This window comes from Leptospira ognonensis (assembly GCF_004770745.1).
Taxonomy (GTDB): Bacteria; Spirochaetota; Leptospiria; order Leptospirales; family Leptospiraceae; genus Leptospira_A; species Leptospira_A ognonensis.
In genome coordinates this window covers 1-18,248 of the sequence record NZ_RQGD01000005.1, presented here as the reverse complement: position 1 = coordinate 18,248, position 18,248 = coordinate 1, and the positions used below count along the sequence as shown (strand labels likewise).

Below are 18,248 nucleotides of genomic sequence, written 5' to 3'. Positions count from 1 at the left end.
GCATTTGAAATAAGGAATTATTATGAAAAATTTCATAAGAGCTTTAGCTTTAATAATTGTTAGTATATGGCTGGTAGGTAGTCTATCTGCCCAAGCGACTGGCTCAGTAAGAGGCACAATCATCGATGCAGAAAACGGCGAGGCGGTTTTTGGTGCCACGGTTGTCGTAAGGTCTGAGAAAAAATTTGCGAAAACTGACTTTGACGGTAAATACGATCTGGTTTTACCTGCGGGCTCATACGAGGTTGAATACCAGATGTATGGATATGGTCCTCAAAAAAGGTCAGTCACGATTACTCCCGGAAAACCTGTATCTTTGAATGTGACTTTCGGGGTTCAAACTCTCGAAACCGTCGAAGTAAAAGATCGTGCCGCGAATAATACAGAAGCCTCCATGCTTGCCTTGCAAAGAAAATCAGCTACGGTTTCGGATGGAATCTCACAGGAAGCGATAAAAAAATCGCCCGATTCCTCTGCTGGTGATGTTGTGCGCCGAGTCACAGGGATCACCTTGATCGGAGGTAAGTATGTATTTGTTAGAGGTTTGGGTGAGAGATATTCAAATACTCTTTTAAATGATTCCATCATTCCTTCAACAGAACCAGATAAAAGAGTAGTTCCGTTGGATATATTTCCCGCGGGACTAATCAAGAACATACGAGTGATCAAAACCTTTTCTCCAGAAGATATTGGTGAGTTCTCTGGTGGATTGGTAAAAATCGAAACGAAAGAATATCCTGATCAGTTTGAAATGAGCCTTGGAATAGGTGTTGCAAGAAACATGAATACGACGGGCAGAAAATTTCTTACATTTGATGGAGGTGATTTTTTCGGTCGGGCAACTACCGAACAAAAGTTACCTTCCATCATATCAGGCCTTCCGAATGAAATTCCGTATGAGCCAGGGAGTCGTTTTGGAGGATTGCCACCAGCACTTGTAAACATTACACCTATATTTTTCAACGGTCAGCTAACTCCCAGCGAAGAGAAAGGTAGCTACGATAAAAACTTTAACTTTTCCGTGGGAAATACAATTAAGACAACCGAATCTGGCCAGAGACTTGGTGTTTTGTTAGGCGTGACAAGAAGTGAGGAATTTCGTTTTAGAGAGGAGAATTCTAAGAGATACTCACCTATAAACCCTATTAGCACACTCGTGAAGGATACAACGATTCTTGGTCCAGTGCAACAACAGAATGCATCCCTCTATAACAAAGAAGTTAACTTTGGATCAAATTTAAACCTTTCTTATGAGTTTACAAAGGGGCAACAAATCTCTTTGAAAAATCTGTATACAGTTAGCTCTGATACAAATGTTCGACAAGCGAGTGGAGTGAACTATATAGACAACTTTCAGTTTCTTGCAAACACAAATACTTTCACCTCTCGCCAACTGATGAACAATACATTAGGTGGGGATCATGCCCTTCAATTTGGTTCCATGGCAAGACCACATAAACTCGAATGGAATCTCGGCTATTCTGTGGCCAATCGCGATGAGCCGAATGTGACCCAAGATGTTTGGCGACGTTCAGATCCTCCTGGATCGGTGGCGACACCGTATTTAAGGCTTGGAAACAACCCAGACGGATCGCGATTCTTCTCAGAATCAAAAGACACGGTAAGACAGTTAAATGTTAAATATGAGATACCTTTCGAACAGTGGGCGGGTCTAAAATCATCCTTCAAATTCGGTGGTTTGACAATGGAGAGAGAAAAAGATTTTAGATTTCGTGAATTCGGTATCAAATACAATTCTGGAATTGGAACCTCTCTAGCGGATTATTGGCCGGCGCCGAGTGAACTCACTTACAATCCGACACAGTTTATAGCCACAGGTTCAAATGCAAATGCAGCAAAAACATTTTCAGAAAGAGCAACGGAGCCTAACGCATACGATGCAATCCAAAAATTAAATGCATCTTTCGGGCAAGTTGATATGCCACTTATGCCAAAATTGCGTTTTATCGGAGGTGTAAGATATGAAGATAGTTATCAAAAGGTAAAAACGTTTAAATTAAGAGATTCTTCAAATATTACAAATCTAGACTATGGATGTAAGGTTGAAAACGAAGATGTTCGAGTAGCACTTGTAAATAGTAATATATGCACACAGAATAACAATGGTATAGGTGAAATTCGTACGCAGGATAAACTGCCATCGGCGAATTTTGTTTGGGAATTTCAAAAGGATATGAACCTTCGTTGGAGTTATACACAAACGATTACAAGACCAGATCTACGAGAATTATCACCTTTCGGTTTTACGCCGTTCTTTGGAGCAGACCGTGTATTTGGTAATGCCAATTTAAGAAGAACCTACATTCATAATTATGATATTCGCTGGGAATATTACCTAACTGCTTTGGATTATATCGGAGTGGGAGCATTCTATAAACAAATGTCTGATCCAATCGAGATGATTGGTAGACCAGTTGCTGGAAGTATTTCTGCTCAATTTACATATACAAATGCAAGCCAAGCCTACATTCGAGGAATTGAGTTTGATTATCGAAAAGATTTCCTAGATAAATTTCGTTTTGAAACAAACTTCTTTTTTATCAAATCAAGAGTCGATGTCCTTTCATGGAATACCTATGCGCTTGGGAAATTAGGACTTTTAGATGCTAACAACAAAGCTTTTAGCTATGATCCAACGAATTTATCAAGAGCCTTACAAGGACAATCTGAGTTTGTATACAATCTAAAGTTAGATTATTTTTTAACGAGCAAGAAGAATCAATCGATCGGAGCCTATTATAATTATTTTGGAAATAGAATCTATGCAGTCGGAGCAAACGGAACTCCAGATGCGATTGAACGAGGAGTCGGCTTAACGGATATTGTGTATACGTATAAGCATGATGATCGATTGGATTTTAAGGCAGCTGCAAAAAATATAACGGATACAAGATTTAAAGTCTATCAAGTATCAGAACTTACCGGAAAAGAAGAATTGTTCTTATCCTACCGGTTAGGAGTTACCTTTTCGGTGGCGGCAACTTACAAGTTCTAAACCCTCTCCGCAATTAGGCGAATTACATTCGCCTTACCTTGGTGGTGTGCACCCTCATCGAGTTCGATGACTGCAACCTCCAAGGTCTCAATTTTTAAATTGTTAAAATCCTCTTTCAACATGTCGGTTGAATAGAGCATATTCGCTTGCTTTGGTCCCCCAGATTCGTTTTCCAATTGCTGTGGTTCAAATGCCTCGAGGATCAATTTACCACCTAGCTTTAAACTAGTGACTATTTTTCTGTGAATGTCCGTTCGAATCTCGGGAGGGAAATGTGCATAGATAAGTCCGATGCATTCGTAAGCATTTGGCAGGAATTCAAAATGCAAGGCATCAGAAATCTGGTAGTCAACGATTGTTTGAAACTCAGTGGCCAAACGATCACATTTTTGTTTTCCAGCTACACTTTGATCGAAGGCCTGAACCTTCCAGCCGAGAGTACTGGCGTAGACGGCGTTTCTCCCTTCTCCTTCGCAAGGGAGTAACATTTTCGATGGTGTTAAATCCTGAATCGATTTGGCAAAAAAGTGATTTGGAGATTTGCCATATACAAACTCATCCGTTGAATAACGCTCATTCCAAAAATTTGCGTTCATCACTTATTATTCATTATATCAGAATTTAACATCAAGGGCATGCCGTCTTTCCCACTTGGCAAAATAATCAATTTGTTGTTGGGATTCTCTACAGCTTTCAGCTGGATATACCTTGGTGTGATCGATTCCGACATCAGTTTTTGGGCCTTTGCCTGGGCATCTGCTTCGATAAGGATCGCCTTCGCTTTTCCTTCGGCACTGATGATTTGAATTTCGGCATCACGTTTCGCGATGTTGATTTCAAATTTCATCTGCTCTTGTTCTTGTTGTTTTGTTAGTTTAGTTTCAATGGCACGTAAAATTGAGGGACTGTATTCAACATCATCAATGATGACATCATCGATATCAACATGCTTCTCGCTCAATTTCTCTTGTAAGATTTTTTTTATCTGCAAAGAAACGTTAGGTGTCTCCTTTGAGATTGAAACCATGTTATAGGCTGACATAATATTTCTAATGGATGTTCTAAACTGAGGACGCAAAACCTTCTCATAATAATCGGTTCCAATTTCCATTTGCAGCTCATACAATTCGTTTTGTTTCGCGCGGGCAATGAGCTGTGCTGTAACAATAATAGTCAAATCATCTCGCGTAAGAACTTCCACCTTCTCTTGGTAAGATCGCCATTGGATCGAATAGGTATAAACGCTGTTCCATGGGAGATAAAACTGAACTCTTGAATCTAATGGTTTTTGACCGAGCCCACTGCTATATGGTTTCCACATTAAACCAACTTCTCCCGGTTCAATAATGGTAATGCAGTTTGATATAAAAAACGGAGCTAAAAGAAGAAGAAAAAAAAGTCGACAGTTCATATACATGGCCTACCTTAAAGGGTGTATGGATCCTTTACACCTATTAGACCTCAGTCGAAGATTTAATTATACTCTTATTTTATCAGTCCTCACTCTTGCATCCTTCGGAACCAATTGTCAGAGTGAGGAGGCAGTCAAAAAAGATGCTATGGCCTTGGAACATCGGTATTTCCGAGCCATTGAATATGGAAAACTAAATGAAGTGGAAGCTTGTTTGGCTGAAGGCTTACCGGTCGATAGAAAGGATCCTAGAGGGAACTCTGGATTGATGCACGCAGTAGATCATGAGAATTTCAATCTGGTCAGTTTTTTGATCGAAAAAGGAGCGAATGTGAATCACCGGAACCTGGTCGGCGAAACAGCTCTGTATCGCGCTGTTTTTCGCGGAAATCTGAGTTTGGTAAAATTTTTAGTAGAAAAGGGTGCAGAAATAAAAATTAAAAACATCGAAGGGATCAGCCCCATACACTTAGCTGATGAACGTGGTGAGGAGACGATCCAGAACTTTTTAGAGAAATCGAAGCAATAAAAAATATTTTTTAGCTTTCGTTTGTATTCTTTCCTAATTAATTTCATACTTTAGGAGAAAGCAACGTGCCAAATTCCGCCCTGAAAAACCTTGCCTTGAGTGAAAATGGATTTGTTTTTGATCCCACTAGCGGCAATACTTTCATTTTAAATGAAACAGCGTTAACGATTGTTAAGCTCTTAATTAAAGATACTGGCAAAGAAGAAATTTTTAATCAGCTAATCAATGAGTATGATGTTAAAATTGAAGAAATAGATCGAGACTATGCCGATCTTACGATCCAATTAAGAGAAATGGGACTTATCGAGTGAAAAGGCCTATCGTTGCTATAACGGGGATGAGTGCGGTTGATAGTCCGGCGCCGGGAGTTCCTGTCCTTCGCTCACTCAAAGAATCAAATTTAGATCCTTTACTGATCGGTTTTTCTTATGGTGCCTTGGAACCTGGAAACTTTATGACTGATCTTCTGGAAAATTCCTTTTTAGTTCCCTATCCGAATTCTGGACCTCAGGTACTTCTTGAAAGAATCAAAACAATCCATTCCCAATACAAAATGGATGTCATCATTCCCACATTAGATTCGGAACTTGATAATTATATCAATATTGCACCTAACTTAAAGGATTTAGGCATACGAATGATTCTACCGGGAAAAAAAGAACTACATACCCGTGATAAATCATTTTTAAATGAAACTTTAAAAAACACAGAAGCACTCCTACCTGAAACGGTAACTATACAAGACATTAGTGCCCTCCGTCAAGTTGCGGATGACATCGGTTATCCGGTACTCGTCAAGGGTATTTTTTATGAGGCATATCTCGCTCGTACCTACGAAGAAGCAGTAGGTTTTTTCTATATGTTGGCCTCGAAGTGGGGTGTTCCCATCATTATACAAAAATATATTTCGGGCGAGGAGTGTAATGTTTGTGCTTTGGCAAGTGATGGAGACATAAAGGGAGCTGTTGTCATGAAAAAGCTTTTCCTTACAGACAAAGGGAAGGCGTGGGCTGGCGTTACCATCAATAACCATGAGGCTATGCATCAATCCGAAATCATTTTAAAACATATAGGTTGGACAGGCGGTTGTGAATTAGAATTCATCGTAGAAACAAAAACGAAGAAGATGTATTTATTGGAAATCAATCCTAGGTTTCCAGCCTGGGTATATCTGGCAACCGCATCGGGTCAAAATTTGCCGGATGCACTTCTTCGAATGGCTCTTGGTGAAACAGTAAAGCCGTTTAAGGATTTTGACGTCGGAAAGGTATTTGTAAGGCATAGTTGGGACGAGATCGTCCCCATGAATCAGATAGAATCTCTATCAATGAATGGCCAATTGAGAATCGCAAAAGGAGATTGATTTATGGAAAAAAAAACCTACATTCGACCACAGATCCGCAAACAGTATTTAGGTGCGGCAAATAAATTTGGCGGATATACACCGCCTGAGACACTCTCTTCCATCGACGGTAAATCCGTTGAATCTCTACTGAAGGAATTTGGTTCGCCTTTGTTTATTTTTTCGGAAGCGGTTATCCGTAAAAAAGCACAAAGTTATAAGCAAGCATTTGAATCTCGTTATCCGATGTTTCAACCTACGTGGTCTTACAAAACAAATTATCTAAATGCCATTTGTAAAATTTTTCACGAGGAAGGCTTTTGGGCAGAGGTCGTGTCTTCCTTTGAATACCAAAAGGCACGAAAGAATGGGATTCCAGGGAACCGTATCATTTTTAATGGGCCTTACAAGCCTTATGCGGCACTAAAACTAGCAGTTTCTGAAGGAGCGAGGATACATATCGATCACCTTGATGAGATCAGAGACTTGATGCAAATCTCCGATGAACTAGGAAAAAAATTGGATGTTAGTATCAGAATCTCAATGGATACGGGAGCTTACCCCACTTGGAGTCGTTTTGGTTTTAATTTAGAATCAGGACATGCATTGGAAGCAGTTCGTAAAATTGCACATAGCAATGGAAAACTAAATTTAATCGGTGTTCACTCACATATTGGTACCTTCATGATTGATCCTACATCGTATAAAAAGGCTGCGATAAAAATATCAGCGTTCTATAAGATCTTGAGAGATGAATTGAGGCAACCTATGCAATACATAGATCTCGGAGGTGGGTTTGTTTCCGCTAACAAATTAAAAGGTACGTATCTATCGAATGCCTCTTTTCTTCCAACATTCGATCAGTATGCTGAAAATATTTGTTCCGCACTTTACGATGCTTTTTCACCAGAGGAACCGCCTGCACTTTTTTTAGAATCTGGAAGAGCGCTCATTGATGAGGCTGGATATTTAGCTAGCTCGGTTGTTGGCATCAAAACCTTACCGACGGGAAAACGGGCCATGGTGATCGATGCGGGAGTCAATTTACTTTATACAAGCACTTGGTATGATTTCAATATATCACCTATCAAGGAGTATGCCAAAGTTTATGACGATGTGATTTTATACGGACCTCTATGCATGAATATCGATATCGTTCGTGAGAGTTGTCTCCTGCCTAATATGTCTCGAGGGGATAGTCTAGTGATCCATCCCGTGGGTGCATATAACGTGACACAATGGATGCAGTTTATTGAAATGAGACCAGCTGTTGTCCTCATTAAAGCGAACGGAGAGGTAAAACAAATTCGGAAGCGTGAGAATGTTGATGATATAAACCATATGGAAATGGAATGAATCATTTTCTTAAAACAATATACATCTCGACCCTTTCCGCTTATTCAACAGTCTTGTTTAGCGGAAAGCTTTCGCTTGGTTTTCTGATATTTTGCGCTACATTATTTAATCCGCCTGCTGCCATCACTGGCCTCCTTGGAATATTGTTATCAAATCTACTTGCGATGTTTTTGGGTGTGTACGAGGAGCGAATTAAAAAAGGATTATATGGCTTCAATGGTCTCCTGGTAGGCTTGTCTGTTAGTATCTACCATCAGTTAGATTTTAATCTAATCATCATTCTCGTGGCAGCCATCATACTACTTGTATTCGTGACTCTCTCTTTAGAGCAGATATTGTCCTACTTCTTCGGATTGCCAGTTTTATCTATACCGTTTGTGATCGTGAGCATCATTCTCTACTTATCTTTCTATGATTATAAGGGTTTGGAAAATAAGGCTGCCTATGTATTTAAGTATGATGAATATTTTCCAGAACTACCTTTTTATATCATGTATTATCTTAAGAGTTTAGGAGGTATATTTTTTCAGTCGAGTCCGTGGTCGGGCTTGTGCATTGCCATAGTACTTTTAATCTCTAGCCGAATTATATTCTTTCTTTCTATATTGGGATTTGGATTGGGACTCAGTTTTCATATTATATTAAACGGCAATCTTGACGGCATAGCCATAGGAAATGTCGGCTTTAATTATATCCTAACGGCGATCGGAGTTGGTGGATACTTTCTAATACCAAATCCATCGACGTTTATATTGGCCGGATTTGCATCTATTGCAAGTGCCCTGGTTTCTTCTTTCACAAAAATCTTTCTAGTCCAATTTAACATTCCTGTTTTTGCACTTCCATTTACAAGCGTTACACTACTTTTCATTTATGTTGCTCGACTTCTTCGAAATCGAAAATTTATTTTTGTAGATTTTCAGCCCGGTTCGCCTGAAAGGAACTTAGATTACTACAAAACCAGGTTAAAACGATTCGGGGAAACAGGTTTGTATATTCGACTTCCATTTTCAGGGAAATGGAAAATTAGCCAGGGGTATAACGGAAAGTACACACACAAAGAGGCATGGAAAGAAAGTTTAGATTTTATGGCGATTGGACCCGAGAATAAGATCAGAAAAGGGAATGATGATTCTCTTGGTGATTTTTATACCTACGGTCTCAATGTACTTGCTCCTTCAGCAGGAAGGATCATTAAAATCGTAAATCATATAGAAGACAACCCAGTTGGTTCCGTAGATACAAAAAACAACTGGGGAAATTTAATTCTCATTGAACATGCCCCATTCTTTTATTCACAATTATCCCACCTTCAAAAAAATTCAATTTTAGTAAAGGAAGGTGATTACATACTTGCTGGCACAAAACTAGGATTAGCAGGGAATTCCGGAAGGAGTTTGGAACCACACATTCATATGCACTTTCAATCCAATCCCGAGATTGGTAGTAATACAATTCCGGTATTTTTTACCCAGTATCAAGACGAATCAAAAGGCAGTATAGAAATTAAATTTAACGCGATTCCGGAGGAAGAGGATATCGTGAACAATTTATCACCAGATTTTAATTTGAAATCATTTTTCTCGCTCGTTCCTGGCGAAAAAATTAATATTCTTTTTGAGAAGGTAGGTCATACAAAATTTGAGGACGAATGGAGGATAAATTTAGATTTATACGGGAACCGATTCATAGAAGATGATAGAAATAACCGTTTATATTTTCTTTCTGCATTGGATTATTTTGCGGCGTTAGATTATATGGGCGCAAAGAATTCGAGCCTCTTTTTCTTTTTCCTTGCAACCTATCGTATTCCGTTCGTAAGAACAAAAAGTCATTTTGAGGACAAGATATCATACAAGCCGTTTTCCAGTTTTTTGATGAGATTCTTTAAAGATCTCATCCATCCATTCACTGATACGGTTGGTTTTACATGGAAGGGTCAAATAATTGAAGAAAATTCTAATTTCCTAATTGAAACCTCAATCGAAGGAAGAAATCAGAAACCAGTATACGAACTCAGACTGAATCCATCCAGCCAAGTACCTGGTATTGTAGAAGTTAAGGATCATTTAGGAAACCAATGGATCATAAATCGAAAGTCATAATACTTACTATATTAGTTTTAATTTTGTTTGTTACGAAGGCACAAGCGCAATCAACGCCAAATGGTTCCCTTCGTATTTACCAAGACGCAATTGTACAGTTGACACAGTCAATTGCTAAGGAACCGAATTCTGGGCTTAACTATTTAAATCGAGCTTACGCCTATATGATGATAGGTGCTTATGATAAGGCACTTCCTGATTATGAAATTGCCTATGAAAAAACTTTGGCATTCGAAGCACTTCTTGGCATTCAATGGGCGGCGTTTTCATTAAAACGATATGAGAAAACGATTGAATTAGGGGAGGAAATCATCGATAGGGAACCAAATAATTATTATGCGCTCCTGAGAATGGCGGAATCCTATTTCGAATTAAAAGAATTTAAGAAATCATATAATACTTATGCAGCATTGATTGATTATCATGGAGAGGATAGCATTCTAATTTGGAAAAAGGGTTTAGCCGCATTTTATGCTGAGGATTATATCAAAGCTGATTTAAATTTCAAAAAGGCATATTCTCTTTCTCCAAATCATCCAGGAATCGAATACTCTTATAAAAATTCAAAGGTTTATCCGTATTTTGTGGTTACACCAGAGTATTCAAGTTCTAACTTCAGAGGATCTAGTTTACTCGGCCGAGGTGAGAGAGCCGGCATCAACTTGTCCATAGGTCTGAATGAGGATTGGAATTTTAGATTAGGAGTATCTCGAGACCAAACGCAAAATTTAAATTCGAGCAAAGGCATTGAAAATTATGCATTTGATCCTCTTGTAATGTCCTACGGCAGAGCAGCAATGACAAGAGCGCCCATTACCTATCCTACCTATTTGAGTTATCTATTTGGAACTGCAAGTACGGTAGATAGTATTCTAAATCTCAGCCAATCTGAAAATTATCTTACCAATAGATACTCTGGTGGAGCAACATACAAATTAACAGAAAAAATTAGTCTTTACGGATCAGGTAATTATTTAGCATCAAACTCTAGTTATTTAAACGCAGGCCACACAAGTCAATTGGGCGTTAGCTTTTCAAATTACTATACTGTCGCCTTTGCCGCGAGTGCCATCAATCATCCGTCAAGTAAAGGAGGACAGGCAACATTAAGTTTTACGATGCCCTTCCTAGATTATTTTTACACCTCATCTACTTTGAGCGGGCAAGCAATGTCTGTTTTGGCAACCGCTGAAAAAGCGAAAGAACAATGGCTCATCTATTATTTCATTATTGATGCTTTTGCAAATACAGTGCTAAATAATTCTGAAATTGGTACGAAAGCCCGTAATTATGGATACTTTCAGCAAGAAGTAGGATTTAATTCTAAGTATTTTTACTCTGCCCTTGGAGGACGAATTGGATCTGCGCGAAATCCTTTGTTTGGTGAATCGTGGATCTATCCAGGGTTTGATTTAAAAAATGGCGCTTACGGAAGGATCGGTTTGAAATGGGGCGCCTATTCCATTCAACTGGACGGCAGTAGAGATTATTGGATTGACTCACTTAACGATCGACCTGTTTCTGATAATGTAAAAATAAGTATAGTAGGTATATTTTAAAAGTGGCTGAGCAGACCGACTGGAGTAAATTACAATCTTTACAAAAAATGTACAAACCTGGTATCGATTTGATCGTCCAGGGTGAATATCCAAAGTCTTTATATATACTCCTAAGCGGTCGATTAAGTGTTTATAGACATGGTGTGAGAATATCTGAGATCAGGCGACGGGGAGATTATATAGGCGATATCGCCATGTTGCTTCGGACTCCCGCAAGTGCGACTGCCAGAACTGAAACAGATATTGTTGTCATAGAGATCGAGGCAGGTCACGTCGAAAAACTCATCCAGCACAGTCCTGGGGTTGTGATTTCTTTAGCAAGAAAAATGGCAGAACGGCTTGCGGATCTAAACAATAGTTTATCCCAGTTAGTTGACAAATCATATAAACCGGAGATGGTAAAAAGACTCCAAGAGCATCAAAAGGAAAATATTTCCGGTCGGACCTCGGTTGTTCTGAATCTTGATGATCTCAAAGATTATAAGAGAGAATTTCCGGATGGAAAAAAATTATTAATACAAGGTGCAGACCCGACAGCCCTTTTCATTCTCGTTTCAGGAACTGTTGAAATATTTAAAAACTCTAAAATGATAGCTGTAGAATCTGAACCTGGAAATTATCTAGGAGATGTAGCCGTACTTAGAAACAAACCATCGAATGGAACTGTTGTAACTCGCGGAAAAGTAGTCGTAATTGAGATTCCTCTAGAGAAGGTTGATGCATTTTTAAATCACTCACCACAGATTGCATTGTCCATTGCAGAAAAATTAGCAATAAGAACGCTTGCCATCAATGAATTGTTTTTAGATATGAAAGTAGACTTGATGAAGGATACGAAAATAAACCCTGAGGATCTAATTCAAAATCGATTATCTGAATTTGATAAAATTGGAAAAGAAATATTCGAGATATTAAATATAGATCTCCACTAATTATTTTTGCTGCATGTCATATACGCCTTCCCAGTCATCAGGTATTCCTTCATTGAGATAGGTTTCGATTCGTTCAAGATAGACACTGAAAACCTTATCCTTAGGATACCTTTCGCTTAATTCTGTAAAAATTTCAACAGCACTTGTAAAATCTTTCTTTTGATATTTGTCGATGGCTTCGTAAAGTTTCTCTTTCGTATTTATTTTTGCTTCAATAGATTCGTGAGAATCACAGTTGAATATTTCATAAATTTCGATTGGAGTTTTTCTACCTTTAACTCTCACTTTGTCAATAAAACGAGTCAGATATTTTTCTGAATGTTTGATTTTTGAATACACAGTTGAACTAATTAAAATCTCGATTCCATAATACTTTGTTAGTCCTTCTAAACGCGAAGCTAAATTTACATTATCTGAAAATGCATCACCTTGCATTCTGTTAGTTTCACCAATCATTCCTACCATCATATATCCCGAATGGATACCATACCCCGTTTTAATAGGTAGATATTTATTTGAAGTTCTTTTTACATTATATAATTTCAATTCATTCAATTGAGAAATCACAGAATCGATACAATTTTCGACTTCGCTATTAAAAACAGACATAATAGCATCGCCCACATATTTGACGATGATCCCTCCGTATTCTCTAACCTTCGGACTAATTCGTTTAAAGTAAGCATTGATAAAATTAAAATTTTCTTGAGCACTCATCGTCTCGGAGAGGGTTGTAAAAGACCGAATATCAGAGAAAACAACCGTCATATCGGTTGCCACATTATCTCCTAAAGAAACTTCCGTTATACTTTCTTTGGATAGGAGCTTTAAATAATCATTCGGAACGAAACGTGCATAGGATTTGTTAAGATTCGCAATTTCGAGATGTGTTTTTATCCTAGTTAAAAGTTCCTCTTTGTGGAAAGGTTTTGTTAGATAATCATTTGCTCCGCATTGAAAGCCATAAACCAAATCGCTAACAATATTTTTAGCCGTCAAAAGGATAACGGGTAGACTCCCATGCGTGTGCGTTTCCCGAATCTTTTTACAGACATCGTAACCAGAAAGTCTCGGCATCATAATATCCAACAAAACGAGATCAATTTCTTCTCTTGATATAATATTGAGTGCATCTTCTCCATTATGTGCACTGATCACTTTGTAACCAGCGATGCTTAGGTGATTATCTAATACTTGTAGGTTGATTTCCTCGTCATCAACGATGAGAATTTTAACCATACTCGCATTCAATTCAGGGTAAAAAGGCACTTCAATTTCGGAAGAAGGTTGGATGTTTCGAAGTTCTATTTTTTCTTCGAAGGATATGACCTCTCCGTCTTTTGCAATAGGCAGAGTAAAATAAAAAGTAGTCCCTTGGCCGACAGTCGACTCAAGCCAAATTTTTCCTCCGTGTAACTCAATCAATTTCTTTGAAATGCTGAGGCCAAGACCGGTACCTCCATAATCTCTTGAGATTGAGGCATCTACTTGTTCGAAAGATTTGAATATGGTTTCAAATTTATCCTCCGGTATGCCTATTCCATGATCTTGAATCGAAATTTCTAGCATATCCGAGTCGTTGGTTTTCGCAGCGATGATTAATGAACCTTCATTCGAGAATTTTATGGCGTTTCCAATAAGGTTTAAAAATATTTGCTGAAGCCTATTTTCATCGCCTAAAACAATAGGTGAAGGTTCTTGTATTAGGTTTTCGAAATGAAGTTTTTTACCCTTTAATAGATGCTCCGATAATAACAACACAAGACTGACAAGTGATCTTAGATCTATCGCCTTCTGTTGAACATACAATTCTTGGTTTTTAAGTTTTGAAAAATCTAAAATATCATTAACAAGATTTGCTAATCTTTTCCCACTAACGGATATCATCTGAAGATTTTGATTAAGTTTAAGATTTAAGTCGCCGGCAGCACCATCGAGTAAGGAATCGGAGATTCCGATAATGCCATTTAAAGGTGTTTTGAGTTCATGAGATGTATTTGAAAGAAATTCATCTTTTAACTTATCCATTTTTTGCAATTCAACATTTCTAGATTCTAATGTTTCCAGTGAAAGTTTTAAGTCATCCGCCATCGAATTAAAGGATTTAGATAAATCCCCTATTTCGTCATCAGAATTAACTGGGACACGAGAAGTAAGGTCACCTAATCCGAGTGCAGCGGCCGCATTCTTTAATTTTAAAAGAGGTTGAATCGTTTTATTTGTAACAAATCGAATGACTATGAGTGAAAAGAGAATGATACCAATCCCATAACCAATGACTTGGTTTCTTAAAGTAGTGATTGGAAGTAAAGCTTCCGCTTTTGGATACTGCAAATACAACAGCCAGCCGTTACCAGCAAAATCAAGAAAACCTTCCTCTTCCGTTTTTGATAAAATAAAGTTATTGGCATCGTTAAGAATATCAGATTCACGGAGTAATAAGAATTGTGAGCGCGCATTAGGAATATGATTGGAATCGATCAATTGTAATTGGCGATCTACTAAATCCACTTTCACATTTTCCGTTGTATTTAGAGTGCCGTTCAAAATTTGTCTGAGGTTTCCAATGGAAATCAGGGCGAGAATCGCTCCCTTTAATTCACCATTTTTTGTTAACACGGGAGTGGCAAAAGCGATGACTTTTTCTTGTATGTTCTGGTCAAAAAATAAATCACTCGCATTCGAAACCCTTAGATTTGAAAACACATCCTTTGTCCAGGTGGAATTCTGACATTTTTCTCCGATTCCGAGCCCAATGGTATCGACTAACTTTATACAGTTTTCGTCGAAATAAGATAATGATATATATACTTTTTTTTGATTTCTATAACCAATTAATTTTTTCGAGATAGTATTGAGATTAGCACTAGATTGGAAAATAGGATCGCTACTTAAAGTTAAAAGATCCGAGTATCTTTCGAAAAGAACCCTATCCATTTTATCAAAAATATGATTTGCTTTTTCATCTAAAGAGCTTTGGATTTGGACTTCAACTTGAGTAACTGCTGATATATATAAAAATAATCCTATAGGGATCAAGATAATAGCAGCAAAGCTGAGATAAGAGATAAAAAGCTTATTTGATATTTTCATCTATAGATTACTCCATTAGGTAATCATTAACGATCAATCGGTTTAAGTCCGGATTTTTATACAATTGCCCTCTTGTACTTAAAAATTGAATGATTGTTTCTGATGCATGAAAAAGTGCACCTCGTTTCTCCTGTCCCATACCAAACCGATTCTCTTTCATAGCAAAAGGATCGATTGATTCATTTTTGCTCGTTCCAAGTGATTGAATATTTTCTTCTCGAGATAAAAATCTTAAAGAATCTATCTCAGAAGCTATAGCGTCTTTACTCTCGCCAAATACTTTTGATAAAATCTCCTTACTTTCTATTGGATTCGATTCGTAAAATTCTCGAGCTTTAAAAAGAGCAGCGATCAACTTTTTAATTTCTATTCTATGTGACTGTAAAAAAACAGTGCGCCCACTCATAACATCGGTAATGAGGTCAGGCAATTCCGAGGATCGAGCCAGAATGCGATATTTATCGGTTGGTATATTCTTTAAAAATCGCATTTGGGTCAGGCCGGCCTGTATAGTTTCTTTTTGAAGTCCGGATAGAACATCCTCTGGTTTCAGATTCTTTGTTTTATATTCTCCCTCTTTGATACCATTTTTATTCAAAATTTCTTCGATAAAAATGTGAGAGGATGAATTTACACCAGTGAATGAGATTGTTTTATTTCTTAGCTCGTTTAAACTTTTTATATTTGGCTTAGCTATTAATACATCATTTCCTGAAGTATAAGTAAATCGGTAGATGATTTCTGTATGTATCCCTTCCGAATGGAGTAAAATTGGTTCGGTCAGATTAGAACAGATCAAATCGACTTTTCTATTTTGATAAAGGGTAGCAGGCTCCTCATCCGAGAAAAATACGACATCAATCTCCGATTTTTTTATGAACTCCTTTTCTTTAGCAATCCATAAAAGCGCGTAATTTAAATTCTTGGGAACGGCAATTTTAATTATTGATTTTAGTTTATCTTCTCTTTGGCACTCAATAGATGTTAGAAGAGAGAATATTAGAATAAAATCAATGAGTCGCATAATAAGCGCCTGAACTTACTCTCTCTTCCTTGGGAATAATTTTAATTAATGCCGAGAAAATTTCATTCGCCTTTGCTTTTTTATTTTGTTTCAAAAAAGACCAACCCAATCCGATCATCATTTCCGTATCGGCAGGGTAATCATCGACGATAGAATCATAAATTTTTTCTGCTTCTGAGTAATTAGATAATACATAGTACGTATAAGCTAGATTGGATCGTGCAAAATAATTTTTAGAATCCAATTTTAAAATAGTTTTGCAGGCGACTTCTGCCTGTTTGTACTGACCTAACGCGAGCAAAGCTCTCACATATCCGATTCTTGGTTCAATCGCATTGGGATGGATGAGAGTTGCCTTTTGATAAAAAGAACTAGACTTTGTATAATCTCCCTTCAATAATGCAAGCCATCCCATCCTTAATTGTAAAAAATAATCATTCGCATCTTCCTTGCTAGCTGGTTCTAATATTTCATATGCTTTGTTATATTCTTTTTTATATTCGAAAACATAGGAATCGGTAATGGCATCAGCAGAGAGCAAACCTGGAATGAATAGAAAGAAAAGTGGTAATGGGATGTATTTCATTTGTGACCTACAATATTGGCAATCGATCTTAAATCTTTCGGATTTGATTAGAAAGTCAAGCCACAGTTTCCAGTAAATTTTTCCAAATTGAATGCTTTTGTCATAAAAATCACTTTCTATATTATTCGGTAGGCTTATAGAATTGCGGAATGAGTATATTTGATAGTCTAAAAGCAGTGGCTACCCAAGCGGTAGAATTAGTTCAGAAAAACCCGCAAATCATAGAAGGGATTAAAAAAATAATAGAAGACAATGGTGGAGTCGCTGGCCTTGTGCAAAAGTTTAAAGACAAAGGCTTTGCAGATGTTGCTTCTTCTTGGATCGGCACAGGCGAGAATACGGCGATTGGTGCAGACGATGTTTTGAAAGTGTTAGGGAAAGACTCCGTCTCTGAACTTGCATCGAACGTCGGAATGGATACGGAAACCACAGCAGGACTTGTGAGCAATCTTCTTCCAATCGTTATCGATAAGCTTTCGCCAGATGGAAATGAGCCAAAAGACGATGTTGCTTCGCAACTCACTTCCTTGGCCTCTATGTTTCTAAAATAATCATTTGGTCCCTCCTTGCTTCTTGGGGGACCATGTTAGAATTTTGTTTAATTGCCTTTTTTCAGTTTTTCCACGGCTGATTTTGGATAGACCAAAGTTTTTCCCGTTCTCGTAGTAATGACTACGGAATCAGCGGTTACGGCAGCCGAACAGGATTCATATTTTGTTCCGTTTTTTAAAGTTACGGTATCATTGAATCCAGAGATACCTACACTCGAGTTGTTTCCTCTCGTTCCGGCATTTCCTACAAAAAAGTGTTGGTATTCCTTAGGAGGAGCAACCCAAAACCAGGAAATTCCTAAGGTAAACCAACCTAGGGTTAAATTAAAAATGAGCATTGGTATGCTAAGTTCACGAATTATTTTTTCAGTTGCAATGGTTTGATCGCCTTGTTTGAAGATAACCGTTGAATCCGCAAAGATACTGGTTCCCATTTCGAATGTAGTCGGTGTTTTTCCGATCATCCCACCTTTGTAATAAACATCCGTTCCGTTAGGTTGGGAATCTATTTTCACTACCCTCGTCATGGAGCATTGCGTCAAAAAAATGCTAGATAGGGTTACGAGAAGGAGAGTGGCAATTGTTTTCTTCATATAAAAAGTACCTTTCTTGGTCATTGGTATCGTAAAAGCCCTAAAAGTAAATCCTGTTTGTATCCCGTAAGAGGATCGACACTTTTTTTAAGACAAATTATCTAAGTAAGATCAACTCGCTTATTATCAGATGCAATTAAAAATTTTAGAA

15 protein-coding genes are annotated in these 18,248 nt (G+C 37.8%); 9 read left to right on the top strand and 6 right to left on the bottom strand.

Annotation, left to right across the window (positions count from 1 at the left end; all coding sequences use genetic code 11):
- Positions 1–22 precede the first annotated feature (22 nt).
- The gene (locus tag EHQ58_RS01065) at positions 23–3,016 is read left to right on the top strand and encodes a TonB-dependent receptor domain-containing protein (protein ID WP_135621492.1); all 2,994 of its coding nucleotides are present in this window, start codon (positions 23–25) and stop codon (positions 3,014–3,016) included.
- Here the strand turns inward: EHQ58_RS01065 and EHQ58_RS01060 are convergent.
- Complete coding sequence (locus EHQ58_RS01060) at positions 3,013–3,615, bottom strand: class I SAM-dependent methyltransferase (RefSeq protein ID WP_167883495.1); 603 nt, start codon at positions 3,613–3,615, stop codon at positions 3,013–3,015. The genes EHQ58_RS01065 and EHQ58_RS01060 overlap by 4 nt on opposite strands.
- On the bottom strand, positions 3,612–4,433 hold the full coding sequence (locus EHQ58_RS01055) for a prohibitin family protein (protein ID WP_167883494.1): 822 nt from the start codon (positions 4,431–4,433) through the stop codon (positions 3,612–3,614). The genes EHQ58_RS01060 and EHQ58_RS01055 overlap by 4 nt, the downstream gene beginning before the upstream one ends.
- A 19-nt stretch (positions 4,434–4,452) precedes the next feature.
- Between EHQ58_RS01055 and EHQ58_RS01050 the strand changes: the two genes are divergently transcribed.
- The 7 genes from EHQ58_RS01050 (at position 4,453) to EHQ58_RS01020 (ending at position 12,250) form a co-directional block, all read left to right on the top strand.
- On the top strand, positions 4,453–4,956 hold the full coding sequence (locus EHQ58_RS01050) for an ankyrin repeat domain-containing protein (RefSeq protein ID WP_135621489.1): 504 nt from the start codon (positions 4,453–4,455) through the stop codon (positions 4,954–4,956).
- Between the two features lie 65 nt (positions 4,957–5,021).
- On the top strand, positions 5,022–5,267 hold the full coding sequence (locus tag EHQ58_RS01045) for a PqqD family protein (RefSeq protein WP_135621488.1): 246 nt from the start codon (positions 5,022–5,024) through the stop codon (positions 5,265–5,267).
- Positions 5,264–6,319, top strand: a complete 1,056-nt coding sequence (locus tag EHQ58_RS01040) for an ATP-grasp domain-containing protein (RefSeq protein WP_135621487.1) — start codon at positions 5,264–5,266, stop codon at positions 6,317–6,319. The genes EHQ58_RS01045 and EHQ58_RS01040 overlap by 4 nt, the downstream gene beginning before the upstream one ends.
- Before the next feature lie 3 nt (positions 6,320–6,322).
- A complete protein-coding gene (locus EHQ58_RS01035) occupies positions 6,323–7,654 on the top strand; it encodes an alanine racemase (RefSeq protein WP_135621486.1) in 1,332 nt (443 codons plus the stop codon).
- Positions 7,651–9,759: an urea transporter gene (locus tag EHQ58_RS01030; RefSeq protein WP_135621485.1), complete on the top strand. Its 2,109-nt coding sequence runs from the start codon at positions 7,651–7,653 to the stop codon at positions 9,757–9,759. Before EHQ58_RS01035 ends, EHQ58_RS01030 begins: the two co-directional genes overlap by 4 nt.
- Positions 9,735–11,318: a tetratricopeptide repeat protein gene (locus EHQ58_RS01025; protein WP_135621484.1), complete on the top strand. Its 1,584-nt coding sequence runs from the start codon at positions 9,735–9,737 to the stop codon at positions 11,316–11,318. The genes EHQ58_RS01030 and EHQ58_RS01025 overlap by 25 nt, the downstream gene beginning before the upstream one ends.
- A 2-nt stretch (positions 11,319–11,320) precedes the next feature.
- The gene (locus EHQ58_RS01020) at positions 11,321–12,250 is read left to right on the top strand and encodes a Crp/Fnr family transcriptional regulator (protein ID WP_135621483.1); all 930 of its coding nucleotides are present in this window, start codon (positions 11,321–11,323) and stop codon (positions 12,248–12,250) included.
- Here EHQ58_RS01020 and EHQ58_RS01015 read toward each other — a convergent pair whose 3' ends face one another.
- Genes EHQ58_RS01015 through EHQ58_RS01005 form a run of 3 tightly spaced genes read right to left on the bottom strand, consistent with a single transcriptional unit; the run spans position 12,251 to position 16,953 of the window.
- Positions 12,251–15,343, bottom strand: a complete 3,093-nt coding sequence (locus tag EHQ58_RS01015) for an ATP-binding protein (RefSeq protein WP_135621482.1) — start codon at positions 15,341–15,343, stop codon at positions 12,251–12,253.
- A gap of 7 nt (positions 15,344–15,350) precedes the next feature.
- Entirely contained in the window at positions 15,351–16,367 is a 1,017-nt protein-coding gene (locus EHQ58_RS01010; RefSeq protein ID WP_135621481.1) for an ABC transporter substrate-binding protein, read from the bottom strand.
- A complete protein-coding gene (locus tag EHQ58_RS01005) occupies positions 16,354–16,953 on the bottom strand; it encodes a tetratricopeptide repeat protein (RefSeq protein WP_135621480.1) in 600 nt (199 codons plus the stop codon). Before EHQ58_RS01005 ends, EHQ58_RS01010 begins: the two co-directional genes overlap by 14 nt.
- A 149-nt stretch (positions 16,954–17,102) precedes the next feature.
- Here EHQ58_RS01005 and EHQ58_RS01000 point away from each other — a divergent pair, with 149 nt between their 5' ends.
- A complete protein-coding gene (locus tag EHQ58_RS01000; RefSeq protein WP_135621479.1) occupies positions 17,103–17,504 on the top strand; it encodes a YidB family protein in 402 nt (133 codons plus the stop codon).
- A gap of 47 nt (positions 17,505–17,551) precedes the next feature.
- Here EHQ58_RS01000 and EHQ58_RS00995 read toward each other — a convergent pair whose 3' ends face one another.
- Positions 17,552–18,097 carry a hypothetical protein gene (locus EHQ58_RS00995; RefSeq protein ID WP_135621478.1) on the bottom strand — a complete coding sequence of 182 codons (546 nt, stop codon included), beginning with the start codon at positions 18,095–18,097 and terminating at the stop codon, positions 17,552–17,554.
- Positions 18,098–18,248: the final 151 nt, after the last annotated feature.